This window comes from Pseudomonas viciae, assembly GCF_004786035.1.
GTDB lineage: Bacteria > Pseudomonadota > Gammaproteobacteria > Pseudomonadales > Pseudomonadaceae > Aquipseudomonas > Aquipseudomonas viciae.
The window spans coordinates 5,634,930-5,654,851 of sequence record NZ_CP035088.1; the positions used below are offsets into that span (position 1 = coordinate 5,634,930).

General features: G+C 58.1%; 18 protein-coding genes and 1 pseudogene. 12 read left to right on the plus strand and 7 right to left on the minus strand.

Translation table 11 applies throughout. The features are described 5' to 3' along the window. The 6 genes from EPZ47_RS24975 to ggt all read left to right on the plus strand — a co-directional run bounded on the left by EPZ47_RS24975 (position 1) and on the right by ggt (position 7,132). A complete protein-coding gene (locus EPZ47_RS24975) occupies positions 1-1,125 on the plus strand; it encodes a glycosyltransferase family 4 protein (protein ID WP_135847162.1) in 1,125 nt (374 codons plus the stop codon). Between the two features lie 67 nt (positions 1,126-1,192). Next, positions 1,193-2,440, plus strand: a complete 1,248-nt coding sequence (locus tag EPZ47_RS24980; RefSeq protein ID WP_135847163.1) for a glycosyltransferase — start codon at positions 1,193-1,195, stop codon at positions 2,438-2,440. Between the two features lie 5 nt (positions 2,441-2,445). After that, positions 2,446-3,267, plus strand: a complete 822-nt coding sequence (locus tag EPZ47_RS24985; RefSeq protein WP_135847164.1) for an ABC transporter permease — start codon at positions 2,446-2,448, stop codon at positions 3,265-3,267. A gap of 1 nt (position 3,268) precedes the next feature. After that, entirely contained in the window at positions 3,269-4,012 is a 744-nt protein-coding gene (locus tag EPZ47_RS24990) for an ABC transporter ATP-binding protein (RefSeq protein ID WP_135847165.1), read from the plus strand. A gap of 66 nt (positions 4,013-4,078) precedes the next feature. Beyond that, positions 4,079-5,104, plus strand: coding sequence for an FkbM family methyltransferase (locus EPZ47_RS24995; RefSeq protein ID WP_238346677.1), 1,026 nt, complete (start codon positions 4,079-4,081; stop codon positions 5,102-5,104). A gap of 186 nt (positions 5,105-5,290) precedes the next feature. Further along, on the plus strand, positions 5,291-7,132 hold the full coding sequence (gene ggt / locus EPZ47_RS25000) for a gamma-glutamyltransferase (protein WP_135847166.1): 1,842 nt from the start codon (positions 5,291-5,293) through the stop codon (positions 7,130-7,132). Here the strand turns inward: ggt and EPZ47_RS25005 are convergent. The 4 genes and pseudogenes from EPZ47_RS25005 to EPZ47_RS30990 all read right to left on the minus strand — a co-directional run. Continuing rightward, positions 7,114-7,347, minus strand: a complete 234-nt coding sequence (locus tag EPZ47_RS25005) for a helix-turn-helix domain-containing protein (RefSeq protein ID WP_135847167.1) — start codon at positions 7,345-7,347, stop codon at positions 7,114-7,116. The genes ggt and EPZ47_RS25005 overlap by 19 nt on opposite strands. A gap of 7 nt (positions 7,348-7,354) precedes the next feature. Beyond that, the gene (locus EPZ47_RS25010; RefSeq protein WP_135847168.1) at positions 7,355-7,909 is read right to left on the minus strand and encodes a DUF2975 domain-containing protein; all 555 of its coding nucleotides are present in this window, start codon (positions 7,907-7,909) and stop codon (positions 7,355-7,357) included. An 86-nt stretch (positions 7,910-7,995) separates the two neighbouring features. After that, entirely contained in the window at positions 7,996-8,427 is a 432-nt protein-coding gene (locus EPZ47_RS30985) for a methyl-accepting chemotaxis protein (protein ID WP_406550193.1), read from the minus strand. Between the two features lie 108 nt (positions 8,428-8,535). After that, positions 8,536-9,312 (minus strand): annotated as a pseudogene (locus EPZ47_RS30990) (PAS domain-containing protein); the annotation flags it as partial. A gap of 226 nt (positions 9,313-9,538) precedes the next feature. Here EPZ47_RS30990 and EPZ47_RS25020 point away from each other — a divergent pair. Both EPZ47_RS25020 and EPZ47_RS25025 read left to right on the plus strand, forming a co-directional pair. Further along, the gene (locus EPZ47_RS25020) at positions 9,539-10,957 is read left to right on the plus strand and encodes a short-chain fatty acid transporter (RefSeq protein ID WP_135847170.1); all 1,419 of its coding nucleotides are present in this window, start codon (positions 9,539-9,541) and stop codon (positions 10,955-10,957) included. Positions 10,958-11,069: 112 nt separating this feature from the next. Next, on the plus strand, positions 11,070-12,230 hold the full coding sequence (locus tag EPZ47_RS25025) for a hypothetical protein (RefSeq protein ID WP_135847171.1): 1,161 nt from the start codon (positions 11,070-11,072) through the stop codon (positions 12,228-12,230). Positions 12,231-12,297: 67 nt separating this feature from the next. Here EPZ47_RS25025 and can read toward each other — a convergent pair whose 3' ends face one another. Beyond that, complete coding sequence (gene can / locus EPZ47_RS25030; protein WP_135847172.1) at positions 12,298-12,942, minus strand: carbonate dehydratase; 645 nt, start codon at positions 12,940-12,942, stop codon at positions 12,298-12,300. A gap of 131 nt (positions 12,943-13,073) precedes the next feature. Here can and EPZ47_RS25035 point away from each other — a divergent pair, with 131 nt between their 5' ends. Next, a complete protein-coding gene (locus EPZ47_RS25035; RefSeq protein ID WP_135847173.1) occupies positions 13,074-13,478 on the plus strand; it encodes a serine kinase/phosphatase in 405 nt (134 codons plus the stop codon). A 176-nt stretch (positions 13,479-13,654) separates the two neighbouring features. On the opposite strand, the gene rimI is transcribed toward EPZ47_RS25035, so the two are convergent. Next, the gene (gene rimI / locus EPZ47_RS25040; RefSeq protein WP_003205585.1) at positions 13,655-14,107 is read right to left on the minus strand and encodes a ribosomal protein S18-alanine N-acetyltransferase; all 453 of its coding nucleotides are present in this window, start codon (positions 14,105-14,107) and stop codon (positions 13,655-13,657) included. Further along, the gene (locus tag EPZ47_RS25045; RefSeq protein WP_135847174.1) at positions 14,100-14,879 is read right to left on the minus strand and encodes an energy transducer TonB; all 780 of its coding nucleotides are present in this window, start codon (positions 14,877-14,879) and stop codon (positions 14,100-14,102) included. The genes rimI and EPZ47_RS25045 overlap by 8 nt, the downstream gene beginning before the upstream one ends. A 181-nt stretch (positions 14,880-15,060) precedes the next feature. Here EPZ47_RS25045 and mksB point away from each other — a divergent pair, with 181 nt between their 5' ends. Genes mksB through mksF form a run of 3 tightly spaced genes read left to right on the plus strand, consistent with a single transcriptional unit; the run spans position 15,061 to position 19,869 of the window. Beyond that, positions 15,061-16,341: an Mks condensin complex protein MksB gene (gene mksB / locus EPZ47_RS25050; RefSeq protein WP_135847175.1), complete on the plus strand. Its 1,281-nt coding sequence runs from the start codon at positions 15,061-15,063 to the stop codon at positions 16,339-16,341. Beyond that, positions 16,331-17,032 (plus strand): Mks condensin complex protein MksE, encoded by a 702-nt coding sequence (gene mksE / locus EPZ47_RS25055; protein WP_135847176.1) that lies wholly within the window; start codon positions 16,331-16,333, stop codon positions 17,030-17,032. The genes mksB and mksE overlap by 11 nt, the downstream gene beginning before the upstream one ends. Further along, positions 17,029-19,869, plus strand: a complete 2,841-nt coding sequence (gene mksF, locus EPZ47_RS25060) for an Mks condensin complex protein MksF (protein ID WP_135847177.1) — start codon at positions 17,029-17,031, stop codon at positions 19,867-19,869. Before mksE ends, mksF begins: the two co-directional genes overlap by 4 nt. Positions 19,870-19,922 lie beyond the last annotated feature (53 nt).

A 19,922-nucleotide genomic window follows, 5' to 3' on the forward strand; every position in this document is an offset into this window, starting at 1 on the left:
ATGCGGATTCTGCATTTCTATAAAACGTATTGGCCGGATACTTTTGGTGGTATCGAACGTTCGATCCACGCGATTACCAACGGGGCGGCGAATTACGGAATAAAATCCGACGTGCTTTCTCTCAGTAAAAACCCTGAAAGTGGCACCGTCGAGTTTGGCGGTCATATAGCCCATAAGTCAAAGCTCGACTTTGAATTTGCCTCCACTGGCTTTTCGCGGGAAGTGATCGAGCATTTCCGTGAGTTGGCCGCAAAGGCTGACATCATTCACTATCATTTCCCTTGGCCGATGATGGATATCGTTCATCTGGCATCCCCTCCTGGCAAGCCGACCGTAGTCACTTATCATTCGGATATCGTGAAACAAAAGTTATTGCTGCGACTTTATACGCCACTGATGCATCGATTTTTATCAAGCGTTGACCGCATTGTCGCAACATCGCCCCGCTATATCGAAACGAGTACGGTACTGCAGCGCTACACTTCAAAAACAACGACGATACCCCTTGGATTGGATGAAGCCGACTATCCTGCGGCGACGCCGGAAGAAAAAGCAAAGTGGCGTTCTCGCTTCCCGAGGCCGTTTTTCCTCTTTGTTGGCGTGCTTCGCTATTATAAGGGACTGCACATTCTCTTGGAGGCCGCGACCAAGATTGATTCCGACGTGATCATAGTTGGAAACGGGCCGATGGAAAGGGATCTGAAGAGACAGGCCGCGACACTCGGACTGAGAAACATACACTTTGTCGGCGCGCTTTCTGATCGAGAAAAAATTGCATTACTTGAACAATGTAGCGCATTCGTCTTCCCGTCAAACATGCGCTCGGAAGCCTTTGGTCTCTCGCTGGTTGAGGCTGCCATGTTCGGCAAGCCGATGATCACTTGCGAAATAGGCACAGGTACAAGCTTCATAAATCTGCATGGAAAAACGGGCCTGGTGGTCAAAGCGAATGACGTTCAAGCGCTCGCCGACGCTATAAATAGACTCGCTCACGAAACGACCGAATCAGAATGTTTTGGGAAGGCCGCTCGCCGCCGCTTCGAAGAGACTTTCTCGGGAATGATGATGAGCCGCGCGTACGCCGAGATGTACCAGGACATGATGTCTGGTGGAAAGCCAAAATAGCTAACACCGGCAGGCCGTAGCCCATCGACTTATCCAATGTAACAGCCATCCAGCTGTGTGGAATTTTATGGAACACTTGAATATAAAATCGCAGACTGATCAAGCGCAGAAGCTCCCCAAGCTCTTAATCATTTCCAGTTATCATCGAGCGTGTGGAATCGCGCAATACGTTGAATTCCTGGAGCTTCCTTTACGACAACAGAATGACTTCGATATAGAAATCGCGTCTTTGCCTGTTGATCTTCTCAGGTCCCAATCACCCTATGCAAAACGGGCGGCGCGAGCTGAATTTAATGTCCTCCTGCAAAAGGTTGAGCGAGCAGAGGTTATTAACATTCAATTCGAACCTGGCCTTCTGGGTTTCTCACCAACCCAGATTTGGCGCAACCTGAACGCTATCATTAGCAAAAGCAAAAAAGTGATTATCACTTACCATACAGTCCCCCCTTTGGACAGCCCGAAGCTCCACTTCAGTCGGAGGGGTGTAATTGACTACTTGCGAACGTGGCGAGGCAACTACGTATTTGACAGGCTATTTGCAAAAGTTCGAAAGAGCCCCGAAAAATTTCACCACATTGTTCAAACCGCGCGCGAAGCAAAGAACTTTGCATTACTGGGTGTTCGCAAAGACAGCATTACGCACCAGCCCCTTGCTTTCATCAGTAAGGACGTTAGAGAACACATGGATCACGATGACGCCAAGTCAGTAATTCTGGCGCAGATGAACATCAGCAGCAGCGCTACATTGGTGGGTTGCTTCGGATTTTTGTCACCCTATAAGGGCATCGAAATCGCAATCAGAGCCTTGAGCGCATTATCCGATGACCACCATTTACTCGTGGTAGGTGGCTTGCATCCCGAGGGAATCGACAAGGGAAGCGTTGAAGCACCCTATATCCAAAAACTACTCAAAGTCATCAGGAAGCATCCGGGATTGAGCAAACGAGTTCATTTTTGCGGTGCACTTGATAATGAAGAATTCAATCAGGTTATGTTGGCCTGCGACGCGGTGGTGCTGCCGTACGCGGAGGTGGGCCAGACGTCGTCAGGCCCAGCGGCTCTGGCACTGGACATGGGCCGTCCCCTATATTGCTCCCACACGAAGTGTTTCGGTGAGCTGAATCGGTATCAGCCCGGTGCGGTTTCTTTTTTTGAAATCGGCAACCATATGGAGTTGGCGGAGAAGCTGTTGCTGGCCGACGGTGACAGCCCCAGTCGCATCAACGCTCGGAAAAGTTATCTTGAAAAATTTAGCGTCGAGCATCGTTCAGCCAGTTACCTAGCTGCCGCGAAGCAGCTGATCATGGAGAACTAAACTCCATGTTAAAGCGCAACCAATGGCGATGGATTGAACGTGACTTCTTCACAGATGTGCGTGTTCTCGTGTCACAACGAAAACTGGCGTGGCAGCTTTATTTGGCGGACGTTGCGGAAAACAAACGCAATTCGGGACTGGGGCTCATTGCGCCCTTCATCTCGGTATTAATCCACGTTCTCCTTTTGGGCTCCGTCATGGGGCTCGTTTTTAACGAACCCTTGGTAGAGTTCATTCCATTCTTCGCCGTATCATTTTCCATCTGGCAAGGTATTTCGATTTTCGTCTCAGACATATCCTACTCCAACGATAAGGCCATGCGTTACATATCGTTCCCCAACATCTCAGGCTTCATAAGCAATCTTGTTTCAACATACGAATTTACCGTTGCTCTGCTGCTCAAGATCTGCGGATCGTTTGTCATTATTTTTTTTGTGAACCCGGAAATCGTATTCGCCGCTAACTATTTAGCGTTCGTTGCAGGGTTAATTTTGCTGACGCTGGTTTTGTTCACTTGGTCCCTTCCCCTCGCGTACCTCTTCGACAGGGTAAGAATCCTTCGGGGATTTTTGCCGCAAATCCTATTTGCGATATACCTATTGACGCCGATTCTGTGGGCCCCCGATCGTCTTAAGTCTCACAGGTGGCTTGTAGATTTTAATCCAATTTTCCATCTCATAGAGTTGGCTCGAGCCCCTATTATTGATGGAGGTTTCCCCCTGGTCTCGATTTTCATTAGCCTCGGGTTGATAGCGATGGGAATTATCATGTCGTATCTCCTTTTTCCGGTAAACCGCTGCCTTGTTGTCTACAGATGGATGTCCTAGCATGGATACTGCAGATATCGTCGTTCGGATTTGTAACGCCACTGTCGAAATACCTTTGAGAGGAGTCAAGCAAGAGGTCGTTGGTACAGACCCTCGGATCATTCGCCGGAAGAATGGGGCCATCGTATTACGGGCGCTGGAAAACATATCCCTTGAAGTCCGCCGAGGTGAACGCATTGGTATTGTCGGCGGAAACGGTAACGGAAAGACCACTCTTCTCAAGCTCATCGGAGGGATGCTGCCTGTGGCGTCAGGCTCGGTGGAAGTCCACGGATCCATACGCACTTTGCTTACCATCGGTGCGGGTACGGTGCCCGCACTGACAGGGAGACAGAACGTTAAGATGCGCTATGCCCTTCTTGGGATTAAAAGCATCACGGAGTCGGAATATGTTTCCGACGTTGAAGCATTCTCAGACATTGGTGCGTTCTTCGACATGCCCTTAGGGACTTATTCCCCAGGCATGTACAGTCGCATCCAATTTGCCATGAGCACGGTAGAACCGGCAGATATCCTCCTGTTGGACGAATGGATTGGTGTTGCTGATCAAGCCTTCCAAAACAAGGCCAATGATCGTCTTGAAAGCTACATTCAGAGAAATGAAGGCTTTCTATTTGCTTCACATAATGAAGAGCTGTTGAAACGCATGACAAGTCGCACCATTCGTCTTGTCAACGGCAGGCTTGAGGCGAATCAAGATTTGGAATTGCACATGGAACGTTGCCCAAGTCGAAGCAACATTTGAAGCGTCCACTTTATTAACTAATCGACGAGAAACGAGGGGAACGATTTGGCCGGCAACCGAATAAAGATGCTAATTGAAGGTATGAAAAATACAGTGAAGTTTGCCCTGCACGGACGGGAGGCCATCGACAACATAGACCTCTCCGTTCGGGAGATCGATCGAAAAATTAACGAAATACGTTCGAGCCTTCCAAACGATCACAGCGTTTCTTATCTAGGTCGTGATCTCTGTCTGGTTAGAACCCGATGGGGAGGGTACGTCGTCGTGCCATCCTACAATGTTGATGTGGCAGTAGGTATTATTCGTGACGGTGTGCATGAACCTTGGACAACTCGGTTAGTGCAAGAAAAGCTGAAGCTCGGCGATACCTATGTCAACGTCGGTTCAAATTTTGGTTACTACACCAGCCTGGGCGGCTTAATTGTCGGCAACAAGGGCAAAGTGTTCTCATTTGAAGCGAATCCCGTAGTTTTTGCCATTCTGCTAAAAACGATAATGTATGCCGGCATCCCCGATCGAACGACCGTGTTCAATCGAGCGGTTTTTCGAGAAACGGGAGAGCACTTCCGCTTTGCCTTTGATTATCAGTTTGCAGGAGGCGGTCATCTTGAAATCAATGCAACAGAACAGCCGAGCACTGGAGACCCCTTTTGGTCCAAGGATTCTGTACCGTCTATTCTCGATCATAACGGCCAGTGGACTCCCGGCAAAGGAATTATGAATAAATTCAACGCCAAGACATTGGCGTTGGACGACGTCATGGGCGAAGCCCAAGTTGACCTACTGCATTGTGATGTCGAAGCAGCTGAGCCCTATGTCATAGCGGGCGCACAAGCCATGATAAAAAACTCTCCTCGGTTGAAGATCATCTTCGAGTGGTCAAGCTACAGCTTCGACTACGGTACGGACGAATATCGGGCAGCAGTAAATGATATGTGGGAGCTGTTGATATCTGAAGGTTTTTCTATTCGCCGGCTTATGCCATTTCTTCATCCAGATGGAGCCATCCAGCTCTCCGAGAGACTGACTTACGCAGAGTTCATTGCTGGGGAGCATGGCGACTATTTTGCTGAACGATCCTCGCAGGGATGAATAGCACCCAAAGCGCAACGCAATGCTGTTCACTCAATAAAATAGATGAATCTGTGGCGCACACGCCTCAAGTGAACAACATTGCACTGACAACAAGCTTTTTGTTCAGAACCCCGTTGATTTGCGCCAGACGCCTCGCGTCGCTACAGTCGGTTCTATCTCCCTGGCCCACGGATGGAGCGACACATGTTTATAGATCTGAAACCCAATCTTCATCGCCTGTCAGCTGTTTCGCTGTTGGCTGTCGCTCTGACGCTCACTGCCTGTAAGGCTCCACCCTCCTCCTCCACCACACCGGCACTGCCCGCCCCACCGGAAATCGCGGCCGGCTACCGCGCCGATCTACAGTCCCGCCACGCCGACAAGCACATGGCCGCCGCGGCCAACCCGTTGGCGGCTGAGGCCGGGCGGGAGATGTTGCGACGTGGCGGTTCAGCCATCGACGCAGCCATTGCGATGCAGGCGGTGCTGACCCTGGTGGAGCCGCAATCCTCTGGCATCGGCGGGGGGGCGTTCATTGTGTTGTGGGACGGCAAGGCTGTGCGCACCTATGACGGTCGCGAAACGGCACCGGCTGGCTCCACCGAAAGACTTTTCCTGCAGGCTGACGGCAAACCCATGCCGTTTACTGCCGCACAGATCGGCGGTCGTTCCGTGGGTACACCGGGGGTGTTGCGCGGACTGGAACTGGCCCATCGCAAACATGGCCGTCTCGAATGGGCGACGCTGTTCGAGCCGGCCATCGCGCTGGCGGAGCAGGGCTTCGCGATCTCTCCCAGGCTGCATGCCTTGATCGCGTCCGACCCGTCGTTGCCGGGCTCGCCAGACATGGCGGCCTACTTCCTCAATGCCGATGGCAGCCCAAAGGCGGTCGGCACCGTGCTGAAAAACCCGGCATTGGCCGGCGTGCTCAAGCGCATCGCCCACGAAGGTCCCGATGCCTTGTACAAAGGGCCGGTTGCCGAGGAGATCGTCGCCAAGGTGCAGGGCCACGCCAACCCCGGCAGTCTTTCGCTGGCGGACCTCCAGGGCTACACCGCACGGGAGCGGCCAGCGCTATGCACCGACTACAAGCGCTGGCAAATCTGCGGCATGCCACCACCGTCTTCGGGCGGGGTTGCCGTGGCGCAGATCCTCGGGACGTTGCAGGCCCTCGAACAGCACGACAGCAACGCGGCCCTTGCGCCCTTGAAGCCCCTCAAGACCGCTAAACCCGCCGGCATTGAACCCGCCCCCGAAGCGGTGCACCTGATCGCCGAAGCCGAGCGCCTGGCCTATGCCGACCGCGCCCAATACATTGCCGATCCAAATTTTGTAGCCGTGCCGCTCAAAGGCCTGGTCGATCAGGGTTACCTTGCCAGCCGCGCCAGCCTGATCGGCCCTCGCAGCATGGGTGTCGCCAAGCCCGGCACACCACCGGGCATCCAGGTGGCCTATGCCCCGGACCGTTCACCCCTGCGTATTTCCACCTCGCAAGTGGTGGCCGTGGATGACCAGGGTGGCGCGGTGTCCATGACCACGACGGTGGAATCGGCGTTCGGCTCACACTTGATGGTCCAGGGCTTCATGCTCAATAACCAGATGACCGACTTCTCGTTCATCCCCGAAGAGAATGGGCAAAAAGTCGCCAACCGCGTCGAGCCTGGCAAACGCCCACGTTCGTCCATGGCACCGACGCTGATCTTCGATCATCAGGGTAGACTCCTGGCCGCTGTCGGCTCCCCCGGCGGCTCGCAAATCATCGAATACGTCGCCAAGTCAGTCATTGGCCTTCTGGATTGGGGCCTGGACCCGCAAACCGCCATCAACCTCCCCAACTTCGGCAGCCGCAACGGCCCCACCGAACTGGAACAGGGCCAGTTCAGCCCGGCGTTGATCCAGGCATTGAAGGATAAAGGCCACACCGTGAGCGAAATCGACATGAACAGTGGCACCCAGGCAATCGTCCGGGTGCGTGACGGGCAAGGAAAAGTGTCACTGGCTGGCGGGGCGGACCCACGGCGCGAGGGTCAAGCACTGGGGGATTGATCAATCTCGCTCTGGGGTTGATAGACCAGCAGATCGGCTGGCTGACATTGCAGATAGCTGCAAATGGCTTCGAGGGTCGCCAGCCGTATACCCTTGACCTTTCCTTGCTTGAGCAAGGAAAGGTTGGCTTCGGTAATACCTATGGCCGCGGCAAGATCCTTGGACTTGACCTTGCGCATCGCCAGCATTACATCCAGTTGAATAACGATAGGCATGAGTATCTCAAACAAAAGTTCGGTTTTCTGAGTCGACTTCACTAGCCTGGGACAGTATCCGGGCAATGATCGCAATACAGGCCGCAAGAAACAAAGCGACAAAAGACGGGGCGGTAATGCTGAGGGTAAGCAATCGCTGGCCGACCGGCGCATTGATCGTCACCAGCAGGCTGAGAAACGGTTCACACAGGAAATCCAGCAGCACCCATAGCGCAACCGCGCGCCCCGCCTTTCCCAGATAAACCGCTGCTTCGCTGGAAAAGTATTGGCCCTGGGCATACCGCTTGAACAACTGCCGCAGGTTGGCTAGCCCAGACGCCAGGACCAGCAAAGGAATACTCGATAAAAAGATCCCGCCAAGGCATTGCCAGCCAGTCAACTCCATCGCCCCGTCAGACAGGCTCGACAGCTGCCGCTCGGTCAGGGAAAACCCCAGACCATATTGCGACGCCACCCCAGGAAACAGCCAGGCTGCGGCGTTGATGGCCATCATCGCGACAATGAAAACAAGCGTTATGGCAGCCATGCGCTGGCTGTACAGGGCAAGACGATTCGAATGCATGTGAGGCTCCAATAGAACAAGAGGAGCCCAAAACATAGCGTTAAAATTATCGCAAAACAATAATTAATATGTAAAAAACGATAAAATCAGGTCGACAATTGATTGGCGAACTGACTCACCGCATCAACCACTTTCTTCGCCCCATCCTGAATCTCGACAATTACCGTCCCCGCTTCGGCTGCCAGGGCCAGGCCCTGTTCAGCCTGGTGCTGACCGTCGGTCATCAGCGCTACGGCATTGCGGGCCATGTCCTGGTTCTGGCGAACCACGCTGACGATTTCATCGGTTGCCTGGCTGGTTCGCGACGCCAGTTGCCGCACTTCATCGGCCACTACGGCGAAACCTCGGCCCTGCTCTCCCGCCCGGGCCGCTTCGATGGCCGCGTTGAGCGCCAGCAGGTTGGTCTGTTCGGCGATGCCGCTGATGGTCTTGACGATGGTACCGATCACCTGGGATTGCTCATTCAGCGCCTCGATCCCTTCGCCGGCGGTCTGCATGTGCCGGGCCAAGTCGTGCATCACATCCACCGCCTGAGTCACGACCGTAGTGCCGCGCTGGGCGCAACTGTCCGTTTGCAATGAGGTGCTGTAGGCAATGTTGGCCGCTTCGGCGACGGCTTTTTCCTGGTTGACCTGGTCAGTGATGTTGGTAGCGAACTTGACCACTTTATACAGGCGCTCGTTGGCATCGAGCACCGGGTTGTAGGAGGCTTCCAGCCAGACCTCACGGCCATTGGCGTCGATACGCTTGAAGCGGCCGGCCACGAACTCGCCGCTGTTCAGGCGCTGCCAGAACTGCTGGTAGGCCGCGCTGTTGTATTCTTCAGGCTCGCAAAACAGGCGATGGTGCTTACCCTTGATCTGCGCCAGGCTGTAACCCATGGCGCTGAGGAAGCGGTCATTGGCCGTCAACACGTGACCGCCGAGGTCGAACTCAATCACCGCCGTTGAACGCACCAACGCACCGATGAGGTTTTCATGCTCGCGAGACCCCTCGATGGTGCGGGTCAGGTCACTGGAATACATTGAAAAATAGCGGACTCGCCCATCAACTGCCCGCACTGGCTGAAGGATCGAACGCAACCAGGCTTCCTGGCCATTGCCTCGCAACAGGCGCACGGCACCCGAGAAGTGTTCCCCACGGGTCAGCGCCGACTTGAAGCGAATCTGGAACTCGTTGGATTTCAAATACGCCGGGACAAGTTCTTCGACAGGCCGGCCAATCAAGTCCTGGCTCTTGTAGTGCATTTCGTCGAGAAAATTCTGATTGACCGTTTGCACCCGCCCGTCGGCATCCAACGTGAGCGCCAGCATTTCGCGGTCCAGGCTTTCTTTCACTTGCATGAGGCTGGACAGTTCTTGACGAAGAGCCGACAGCTCCTGCTTCAAGCGTTTGTTGAACATGGGCAAGCTCCGGCAGGCAGGAGAATTTAAAAATAGCTTGTTCTCTTGCCATCGGCCCGGTGATTTGTTTCTAAAGAGCACCACTGGTCGACCTGGAAATTAATCGTGTGCCCCCTCGAACCCTGATGAACCTTCCATGGTCACTGGATTGTTCTACTGTTGGCCCCTGGCTGCTGAAGCCCTTGCCACTACCAATACCCATAACCATAAAAACGAGGTAATTGCCGTGACCACCGACATCCAAGACAGTCGCTCCGCCCGCTTCGCCTTGCGCTGCTCCAGTTTTGCCGAGCGCTGGTTTCCCGACTCCTGGGTCTTCGCCGCGTTGGCGGTGCTGGTGGTCGCACTGGCGACGCAACTGATCGGCGCCACCCCCATAGCCGCCGCCATGGCGTTCGGCGATGGTTTCTGGAGCCTGATCCCGTTCACCATGCAAATGGCCTTCGTGGTGATCGGCGGTTATGTGGTCGCCAGTTCGCCGCCAGCCGTCAAGTTGATCGATCGCCTGGCGCGTATCCCGAAGAACGGCCGCTCCGCCGTGGCCTGGGTAGCGCTGATCTCCATGGTCGCGTCGTTGCTCAATTGGGGCCTGTCGCTGGTGTTTGGCGGTCTGTTGGTGCGGGCCCTGGCCCGTCGCACCGATCTTAAGATGGACTATCGCGCCGCCGGCGCCGCCGCCTACCTTGGCCTGGGCGCTGTCTGGGCCCTGGGGCTGTCTTCGTCGGCTGCGCAATTGCAGGCCAACCCGGCCAGCCTGCCGCCGTCGATCCTGTCGATCACCGGTGTCATTCCGTTCACCCAGACCATCTTCCTCTGGCAGTCCGGGGTGATGCTGCTGGCGTTGATCGTGATCTCATTGATCGTCGCCTACGCCACCGCTCCCGGCCCGAACAGCGCCCGTGACGCCGCCGCCTGCGGCATCGACCCCAGTTTCAGCATGCCGGCGCTGCAGCCACGCACCCGCCCGGGAGAATGGCTGGAACACAGCCCGCTGCTGACCATCGCCTTGGTGCTACTCGCCGCCGGCTGGCTGTTCCATGAGTTCTCGACTAAACCGGCGATCAGCGCCATTTCCGGGCTCAACACTTACAACTTCCTGTTCCTGATGCTCGGAGCGCTCCTGCACTGGCGACCGCGCAGTTTTCTCGATGCGGTGGCCCGTGCGGTGCCCACCACCACGGGCGTATTGATCCAATTCCCGCTGTACGGTTCGATCGCCGCCTTGTTGACCACGGTCAAGGGCAGCGATGCCCAGACGCTGGCCCATCACATCTCGACCTTTTTCGTACAGATCGCCTCCCATGACACCTACGCCCTGTTGATGGGCGTCTACTCGGCGGTATTGGGTTTCTTCATTCCTTCGGGCGGCGGCAAATGGATCATCGAAGCGCCCTACGTCATGCAGGTGGCCAACGACCTGAACTACCACTTGGGCTGGGCGGTACAGATCTATAACGCCGCCGAAGCGCTGCCGAACCTCATCAACCCGTTCTACATGCTCCCGCTGTTGGGGGTGTTGGGGTTAAAGGCCAGGGACTTGATCGGTTTCTCCTTCGTGCAGTTACTGGTGCATACGCCGCTGGTGCTGGCGCTGCTGTGGGCGCTGGGGACGACGTTGAGCTATTTGCCGCCAGTGATGCCATAAAGCCATAAAAAAGGGCCGATATTTCCGTCGGCCCACTTTTTCTTCGGCTCGGTCTGTTTCAGTATGGCTACGCCCTGTTTCGAGGGGTTCACACGCTGAAAAGGATCTGAGCATGTCCAAACTCGCCGTACTTTCTTTTGCCGCCCTGGCCTTCAGTGCCGCCACCCACGCCGCCGACATCGATGTACAGCTTGGCAGCACCGAACGAGTCACCCGCCTCTTCGCTTATCCCAACAACTGCAACGTGATTTGCTTTCGCGACTGGACCCTGGAACAGACCGTGGAGCATTACCTGACCCAAAGCGTCCAGCGCGACGGTTACAGCACGGCCAAGGTCAGCGTCAAACGCGACAACGATAAAGTCTATGCCCACATCAGCGGCGTGCCAAAGGACTATGGCCAACCGCTGAAGGCACTGCTCGACGCGGGGGACCTGGCGTACAACGGCGCCAGCAAACTCAACACCGACAAGAAATGGTCCTACAACTGGTACCTGTTCCTGCCGTTGGGCATGGCCCTGGAGAACCGCAAGAGTGTCGAGCTGCTGCACTTCCCACCGGATTACTCCCTGACCCAGGCCCAGGATTACCTGGAGTCGGCCACCACCGACCGCTGGGCCACGCTGCTGACCGTCAACGGCATTGCCGCTGACCAGACGCCCGCCTACCAGACCATCATCGATATCGCGCCAATCGCGGCCCCGTCCAATGCTGGCAGCACGCTGGAAGGACTCTACGATTATTTCAACGACTACCAGACCACCATGGTCAAGGAGGTCACTCAGGGCACAAGCGGGGCCGCGTTGCCGATGGTGGCTTTCGGCGCTCCTGTGAGGAACTGGATCAAGACCCAGTACGGCCAGACCGTGGGCGTGCTTGGCCTGGCAACCATCACCCCGGCCGCGGGGACCAAGGTTCCGGTGCTGGGCTCCAACCACCCAAGCTATATCTGGTACGCCGCTGACAAGGACAACTACGACGGTGACGAAGCCAAGGCAGATGCCGCCGGCTTGAAAGTCATGGGTCAGGACCTGAGTGCCGCGTGCTGGCAGGCCGGTATGGGCAGCAAGCCGGGCACCGATCCGAGCACCCTGCTGAACCAATGCACCCAGACTTGGCAGGTGACGCAAAAAGAGCAGACTTGCGAGTTGTTCTATACCTCGATTCGCAACCTCTCCCCGGCTGACGCGGAGAAAAAATGCGAAACGCCGGCGATCAAGTCGCAACTGCCGCAACTGAAGGTGCCAATGCCGTTGCCGGCTGAGGCGGTGTAAACCTCAGAATGTCCCGCGTCAGCCTAGGCTGACGCGGGACAACTCATAGGCCTTGAGACGATGGCGCTCAGGGCGCGTCGACCGGGCGCAAGCGATACTGCGGCGGCAATTGCTCGAAACCACTGATCGTGGTGTCCAGGCTTTTCCAGCGCCCGTCCTTGATGCCGTAGATACAGCCATGAATCGACAGACTCTGCCCACGGTGCCAGGCGTTCTGCACGATGCTGGTATGGCCGACGTTAGCCACCTGCTGGATCACGTTGAGTTCGCACAGACGGTCTACGCGCTCTTCTTCGGTGGGCAGCTTGGCCAACACTTCGCGGTTCTCGTAATACAAGTCGCGAATCGAACGCAGCCAACCGTCGATCAGGCCCAGTTGGCGGTCCTGCATCGAGGCACGCACACCGCCACAGCCGTAATGGCCGGTGACCAGGATGTGTTTGACCTTGAGCACGTCCACCGCGTACTGGATCACCGACAGGCAGTTGAGGTCAGTGTGCAGCACCACGTTGGCCACATTGCGGTGTACGAACAGATCCCCCGGCAGCATGCCGACGATCTCGTTGGCCGGCACCCGGGCATCGGAACAGCCGATCCACAGATACTCCGGGGTTTGCTGACGGGCCAGCTTGGCGAAGAAGTCAGGATCCTCCTGCTTGATCGCATCGGCCCAGCGCGCGTTGTTATCAATCAGATCTTGTAATTCGTTCATGCTTCTAGCCCTCGAGAATAGTGCGCAACTTTGACAGTCGACCGCCTGTCGAGGTCACTTCAATGATGCCGTTGGAATTCTCGGCACGGCTGCGGGTCCACCCAGTAAGGCCCACAGTATGAGGAATTGCCATGAATGATTCACGACGTCCCTTTGATGCGGTGCAACCGGAGCCCATCGACGACAACGAAGACCGCATGGGCTCGCTGCATGAGCTGGAATTCGACGAGGATGAGCCCAGCGCGAAAATCGGCGACGAACTGCCGGACAACGAACGCGAACAGTTGATGCCACCGGAACGTGTGCGCGAAGCGGGTATGACAGGAGCTTCGACGGAGGATCACGAACCAACCGACGACGACATGAGCCCGGAAACACTTATCCGCGAAGACGGTGCCCGGGACGCCCACGAAGCCGGCGACGACGAACGGGCGGACTGGGACCTGAGCGTGGTGGATGAAAATGATATTGGCGGGGGCGACGGGCTGGATGAGGCGGAAATGGCAAATATCGATCCGTTGGATGGCAAGCGGTAAGCGCCGATAGGGCTGACGCCATCGCTCTCACTTAGAATTTGCTGAGCTCAAAACATAAGTGTATGACGCCACATCTGTGGGAGCGGGTTTGCTCGCGAAAGCGGTGGGTCACCTTGCATGAATGTTGAATGTGACGCCGTCATCGCGAGCAAGCTCGCTCCCACAGGGGGTGGCGTTCAGTCGACCAGCGTACAAGCCATGACCACCGCATCTTCACGCCCGCCCACCGCCGGGTAGTAATCCCGGCGCCGGCCAATTTCATTGAAGCCATAGCGCTCATACAGCCGGAACGCCGTGCGGTTGCTGTCACGCACTTCCAGGAAGCACTCCCGGGCCTCGGCCTTGTAGGCAATGGACATGAGGTGTTCCAGCAGACGCAGGCCCAGGCCACGGCCCTGGTTTTCCGGTTTGACGGTGATATTGAGCAGGTGCGCCTCATCCAGGATGATCTGTACCACGCCATGGCCCACTTGCTGCTGGCCTTCGAACATCAGCCAGATCTGGTATTTGCCCAGTCCGTCGAGAAATATCCCTCGGGTCCAGGGGTGACTGTAGGCCGCGTATTCAATTTTCAGCACAGCGTCGAGGTCCGCCTCGGTCATCGGGCGGAACGATACAGCGTCACTCATTCGATTCTTTCCAGCGCGCCATCAGCCGGCGCATGGCTTGCCAGACATCAGCCTTGCGCTGTGGCGTGTCCATTAACAGTTCCAGCCCGGGCAACGCCCAGGCCGAGCCCAGGCCTTCGACCTGCAATTCGCGATTGAACGCTTCGGCATCCGCCTCGCCGGCAAACTTCACCGCCGGCAGGCCGATCAGCCACAAACACGCACAGGGCTCATCTTCGAGCCGTGCCGAAACAAAGCCTTGGACGAAATCCCGCGCCGCTTCCGGCCCCTGGTCCATGGTGCCGCGGGACAACAGCGGCCAACGCACCGGCTCACCGATAATCTGCGGGCTGTCCGGCAGGCCTGCGGCGCGTAGCATGTCCTTGAGCAGCAGGTAGGCCGGATCGCGACTCTGGAAGGGGTCGCCCGTGGGCAGTTCCACCAGCAACAAGCAACGTCCGGCCCGCAGCAACTGCAGGGCGAAACGCGGCGGCGCGACGTAGGGTGCCTTGACTGGCGCCTCCACAGCGTCTTCCACCGGTTTGGCGTTGGTGCGGGTCGAGGCCAGGCTCGGACGCGGAACCTCGACTTTCGGCCGCTCGACCACGGGCGCCACCGGCTCGGCAACCGTTGCGGCCACGGGCGCGGTCACGACCGGCGCAATGTACTCGGGCTCGGGCATGTCCAGCAGCTCGGGCCGCGATGGGGCGGCGAACGGTAATTCGGTACGCGGCAGCCAGCTGACCACCTGCATGGCGCTCAGATAAGCGCGGCGACGGGACTCGATAAGCAAAGGTCGGCCACTTGTGGATAACTGAAAGTGGGAGGGATTCTACCGCCCTTCGACGCGGATCGCTTCCCTGTTGAGCCAATAGTTGATCGATACCACACGACAGTCCGTCTCAGGGGTGAATCGCAAGCGGCCCGATGCAGTACAATCGCCGCTTTTAATTGCCAACCCGACGGCCATTGCGATGATCGAACCCAAGCGCGTCTTGCGCGCCCTCGCTGAACACTGGGCATTGCTGGAACCTTTGTGCGAGCACTTCGACCAGGGCACCCTGAGCCTCAACGAATTGCGTTCACAGCTGGCCGCCCAACAACTGGACAGCACGCCCCAGGACATCACCAGCCTGCTGGACGTGTGGATCCGCCTGGACATCCTCGTGCCAGTGGCGAAAAGCCCGAATCGCTTCGAGCTCAACGCCCAGATCCACGACTTCCTCGCTTACCTGCGCCGCGAACACCGTCTGGGCCTGTGCCTGGAGATCGAAGCCTACCTGCGTCACCTTGAGCGCCTGGCCGGCTACATCCAGGACGCCTTCGATATACGCGACGGCAACGACCTGGCCCGTCAGCTGCGCCTGCTGGACATGCGCGTGCGCGACGTCCTCAAGAAACTCGCCAACGATGAACAGGCCCTGGTGGCCGTGGCCGAACGAGCCAAGACCAGCGACCGGCAGATCCCCCTGCGTCAGCGCTACGCCGAAGTGCTGGCGACCTGGGACGAATACGTCGAACCGATGATCCAACTGGTGAACGCCGACGGTGCGTTCGAGCAAGGCGTGCGCAAGGTCGAGAACGTGCTGTTGCGCATGCTCACCGAACAGCAGCGCCTCGGCCACCTGGTGGACGATGACATGCTGCTGCGCACCCACGCGCGCATCCTCGAAATGCAGACCAGTGCCCAACTGACCTTGCGCCATGCCCGCGAACTGCTCCTGCCACTGCGCGAAGAGGCCCGCCGCCACAACGCCGTGACCCGTGGCGCCGCCCTGGCCCTGGCGGCTATTCGGCGCAAAGGCATCGATGCCGTGCCGCAGGCCGCCATGCCGTTGTTCACCCGGCCGCAAAGCACCTTCCTGGGCAGTGCGAGCCAAGTCGAAGCCTATGTCTACGCCCTGGCCCGTTTCGAGCCAAAGCCGACGCGCTTCCCCAAGTCCCACAAGACCCACAAGGGCGGCGAGGCGCCGCGGGCACCACGCACGGTGCGCGAGATGGTCGAGCGTTGCGAAGACGCCCTGCCGATGCCGGACTTGATGACCTGGCTGCTGGAGCAGGAACCGGACGGCGCCACCGACGAATTGCTGTACTGGTTCTCGCGCCTGTCGCGGGAAAAACGCTTCAAGCGCGAGCGTCTGGAACGCCGCGACTACCACACTCACGAGCATCAGGTCAGCCTGCGCTCCTTCGCCCTGCTCTCGGCCCGCGACAACGCCGCCGAGGATTCTGCGAGCATCCCCCATGCATCTTGATCTATCCGAACTGTCCCAGCTGGCGCCGATCTTTCGCGAGCTGTTCAAGGGTTACCACGTCAGCCGCCGCGACCCGGAACTGTACGCGCAACTGTCGAACTTCCAGGACCAGTACCGCACGCTGTTCAAAGCCCTGGGTTTTGAGCTGGTGTGCGACACCCGTGGCTTCTATTACTTTGTGCCAGACCTCGCTGCCGCCGCAGTGAACAAGACCGCCCAGCGCCTGGCGCTGTTCACATTCATCCTGGTCGAGCACCTGGCCGACCAGGGCCGCGACCCGATCGCCGTGCTCGACGGTGGTAGCCTGGGCCGCGATGAACTGCCCTCACTGCTGGACAAGTACCGCGACCTGTTCATCCAGGCCGAAGTGCAGACCCAGGAAGAGCTGGAAGAAAAAATCATGCGGCGCATGACCCAACTGGGTTTTGCCGGCGAGGAAAACGGTGTGTACCGCTTCCTGCCGCCGATGCACCGCTTCCTCGACGTCTGCCTGTCGGTCCAGCAGGACCGCGACCTGGCTGCCAGCCTGCACAGCGTGCTGCCGTTGCCCGTGCCGGTGCTGATCGACGAAGACAGCGACGAGAAACTGCTGCAAACCGATGATCCGCTGGACCTCAGCCCCTTTGATGCCGAGAGCGAAGAAGACGCACTGGCCCGCGCCATTGCCGAAGAACAGGAGACCGACGCATGAGCAAGGAACGCTACGGCATCCGCCGCTTTGCCCTTTTGAACACCGCAGGCTACAGCCTCGGCCTGTTCCCGCTGGAAGAACCGCTGTCGGTGTACGGCGCGAACAACCTCGGTAAATCCGCTTCGATCAACGCCTTGCAGTTCCCGATCCTGGCACGCATGTCGGACATGAGCTTCGGCAAGTACAGCCTGGAACAGTCCCGGCGTTTCTACTTTGCCTCGGACACCAGCTACATCCTGGTGGAAGTCGCCCTGCCCCACGGCCCACACGTGATCGGCGTGGTCGGTCGCGGCCCCGGCGGCGGCTTCGGTCACCAATTCTTTGCCTACGCCGGCAAACTGGACCTGGCCCACTACCAGAAAGACGACACCTGCCTGCGTCAGAAAGAACTGTTCACCAACCTGGAGCGCGAAGGCCTCAAAGCCTACGAGCTCAAGCCCGATGAACTGCGGCGGTTGTTGGTAGGCGGTCATACGTCCATTCCGCTGGACCTGACGCTGATCCCGCTGCGCTCCACCAGCGAGCAAAGCCTCAAGACCTTCCGCGCGCTGTTCATCAACCTGCTGCACATGCGCGAAATCACTGCGGCCAAGCTCAAGCAACTGTTCCTCGATGCCTTCGAGCACAGCCTGCGCTCCGGTAGCGTGGATTACATTGCGGCGTGCGAAGAAGCCTTCCGCGACGTACGACGCATGGAGCAGGACTACAACTCCCTGGTCGCCGCCGGCCCGCTGGTGGAAGCCCTGGCCAATGGCGTGAAGCAGCGCGACATTCTGCGCGGCAAACTGCATCGCCTGTCGCCATTGCTCGACTCGTTGCTCGGCACCTGGTCGGACTACGCCAGTGCGCGCAAGGAAGAGCTGACCATCCAGGCCGAACACTACCGCAACGAACAGGATTCGCTGCAGAACGACCAGCGCGGCGGCACTCAGGAACTGATGCGCCTGGAGCGGGAAATCAGCGGCATCCAGCGCTGGATCGGCGAGCTGTCGGTGCTCAAGAACCGCTTTGCCCTGGTGGATGACGTCAAGGTTCTGGAGCAGCAACTGCTCGCGGCCAAGGACGCCCACGACGAACTGGCCGGTGCCCTGGCCCAGTCGCGGCAGTTCAGCGCCGAAGACCTGGAAGAGCGCCTGCGGGATCTGGAAAAACGCCTGAAGTCGGTCAAGCAGCAACTCGACCACGCCGACAACAACAGCTACGCCCGCCTGCGCGAAGAGTTCTCGCAGCAGGACGTCGAACGCCTGATGCGCCTGTTCAACAGCGCCCTGTTCAGCCTGCCACTGGGCGAACACGGCATCGCGCTGGACGAGAACGGCGAGTGGGTCAAATCCATGGAGCTGATCCTCGACGGCTTCAAGGGTGAACGTTTCGAAGTACCGGGCCTGTCCATCGACCTGTCCCACATCGAGCCGCCAGCCCTGCAAGCCCTGGCTGACCGCGCCGCGCTGCGCGACCAGAAAGAGCGCCTGGAAAAAGAACTCAAGCAGCTCAAGACCCAGCAAGCCGTGGCCGCCGACCGCGCCGCGAGCAAGACCCAGACCGAAGCCCTGTACCAGCAGGTTCTCGACGCGCAAAAGGCTCTGGAAGACTTCCGCCGTACTCAGACCCTGAGCGCCGAAGAAGGCGAGAAACTCGAACAACTGGCGCAAATGGAAGCCGCCCAGGACGAACTCAAGCGCTCCAGCGATGCCTTCACCGAGCGCGTCCAGCAACTGTCCGCCAAGTTGCAACTGGTGGGCCGGCAGATCGCCGACATGGAAGCCAAGCAACGCACCCTCGACGATGCCTTGCGCCGTCGCCAATTGCTGCCGGCAGACCTGCCGTTCGGCACGCCGTTCATGGACCCGGTAGACGACTCCATGGACAACCTGCTGCCACTGCTCAATGACTACCAGGACAGTTGGCAAGGCCTGCTGCGGGTCGACGGCCAGATCGAAGCGCTGTATGCCCAGGTGCGTCTCAAGGGCGTAGCCAAGTTCGACAGCGAAGACGACATGGAACGGCGCCTGCAACTGTTGATCAACGCCTATGCCCACCGCACTGACGAGGCCCTGACCCTGGGCAAGGCACGGCGTGCGGCCGTGACTGACATCGCCCGGACCCTGCGCAACATCCGCAGCGACTACGACAGCCTCGAACATCAATTGGCGCTGTTCAACCGCGAGATCAACAAACGTCAGGTGTCCAACCTGCAGAGTTTCCGGATCGTCCTGGCGCCGAACAAGGAAGCGCTCAAGCACATCGACCAGATCATCCACAGCGCCGGCCAGTACGAAGAAGGCGAGACGCTGTCGGTGTTCGATCTCAGCCAGAGCGCCGAGCAGGACAACAAGAACGAAGAAGCCAAGGAATACCTGGCGCGGCTGGTGGCGGCGAACCACAACCAGCTCGGTCTCAAGGACTTGTTCGAACTGGCCTTCGAGATCACCAAGGTCAACGGTCAGCCCGTGATCCACACCGACATCGATGGCGCAGCGTCCAATGGCACCACCATGACCATCAAGGCGCTGACCAACATGTATTTGTTGCTGCACCTGATGGACCGCGAACAGGCCGGCCGCGTGCGCCTGCCGTACTACCTCGACGAAGCGGCGGACATCGACGAGAAAAACCAGGCCGCTCTGCTGGAAACCAGTCTGCAACTGGGCTTTGTGCCGATCCTGGCCAGTGTGAAACCGCAAGTCTGCGCCAGTGTCGCCATTGACCTGGAAGGCGGCAGCGGCCCGAACGGCATCTACATCGACGAAGCGGACTGGAAATACATCCGTCGTCACGATGCGGTGAGGGCCACGGTGAATGTACAGGCCGATGAGCCGGAGCTGGATCCGGTGTGATGTGAAAAACCGGAAATGAAAAGGCCGCGATCCAAATGGATCGCGGCCTTTTT

Coding starts and splice junctions, on each gene's coding strand:
- EPZ47_RS24975 (WP_135847162.1), top strand. CDS start 1: ATGCGGATTCTGCATTTCTATAAAACGTATTGGCCGGATACTTTTGGT.
- EPZ47_RS24980 (WP_135847163.1), top strand. CDS start 1,193: ATGGAACACTTGAATATAAAATCGCAGACTGATCAAGCGCAGAAGCTC.
- EPZ47_RS24985 (WP_135847164.1), top strand. CDS start 2,446: ATGTTAAAGCGCAACCAATGGCGATGGATTGAACGTGACTTCTTCACA.
- EPZ47_RS24990 (WP_135847165.1), top strand. CDS start 3,269: ATGGATACTGCAGATATCGTCGTTCGGATTTGTAACGCCACTGTCGAA.
- EPZ47_RS24995 (WP_238346677.1), top strand. CDS start 4,079: ATGCTAATTGAAGGTATGAAAAATACAGTGAAGTTTGCCCTGCACGGA.
- ggt (WP_135847166.1), top strand. CDS start 5,291: ATGTTTATAGATCTGAAACCCAATCTTCATCGCCTGTCAGCTGTTTCG.
- EPZ47_RS25005 (WP_135847167.1), bottom strand. CDS start 7,347: ATGCCTATCGTTATTCAACTGGATGTAATGCTGGCGATGCGCAAGGTC.
- EPZ47_RS25010 (WP_135847168.1), bottom strand. CDS start 7,909: ATGCATTCGAATCGTCTTGCCCTGTACAGCCAGCGCATGGCTGCCATA.
- EPZ47_RS30985 (WP_406550193.1), bottom strand. CDS start 8,427: ATGCACGACTTGGCCCGGCACATGCAGACCGCCGGCGAAGGGATCGAG.
- EPZ47_RS25025 (WP_135847171.1), top strand. CDS start 11,070: ATGTCCAAACTCGCCGTACTTTCTTTTGCCGCCCTGGCCTTCAGTGCC.
- can (WP_135847172.1), bottom strand. CDS start 12,942: ATGAACGAATTACAAGATCTGATTGATAACAACGCGCGCTGGGCCGAT.
- EPZ47_RS25035 (WP_135847173.1), top strand. CDS start 13,074: ATGAATGATTCACGACGTCCCTTTGATGCGGTGCAACCGGAGCCCATC.
- rimI (WP_003205585.1), bottom strand. CDS start 14,107: ATGAGTGACGCTGTATCGTTCCGCCCGATGACCGAGGCGGACCTCGAC.
- mksB (WP_135847175.1), top strand. CDS start 15,061: ATGATCGAACCCAAGCGCGTCTTGCGCGCCCTCGCTGAACACTGGGCA.
- mksE (WP_135847176.1), top strand. CDS start 16,331: ATGCATCTTGATCTATCCGAACTGTCCCAGCTGGCGCCGATCTTTCGC.
- mksF (WP_135847177.1), top strand. CDS start 17,029: ATGAGCAAGGAACGCTACGGCATCCGCCGCTTTGCCCTTTTGAACACC.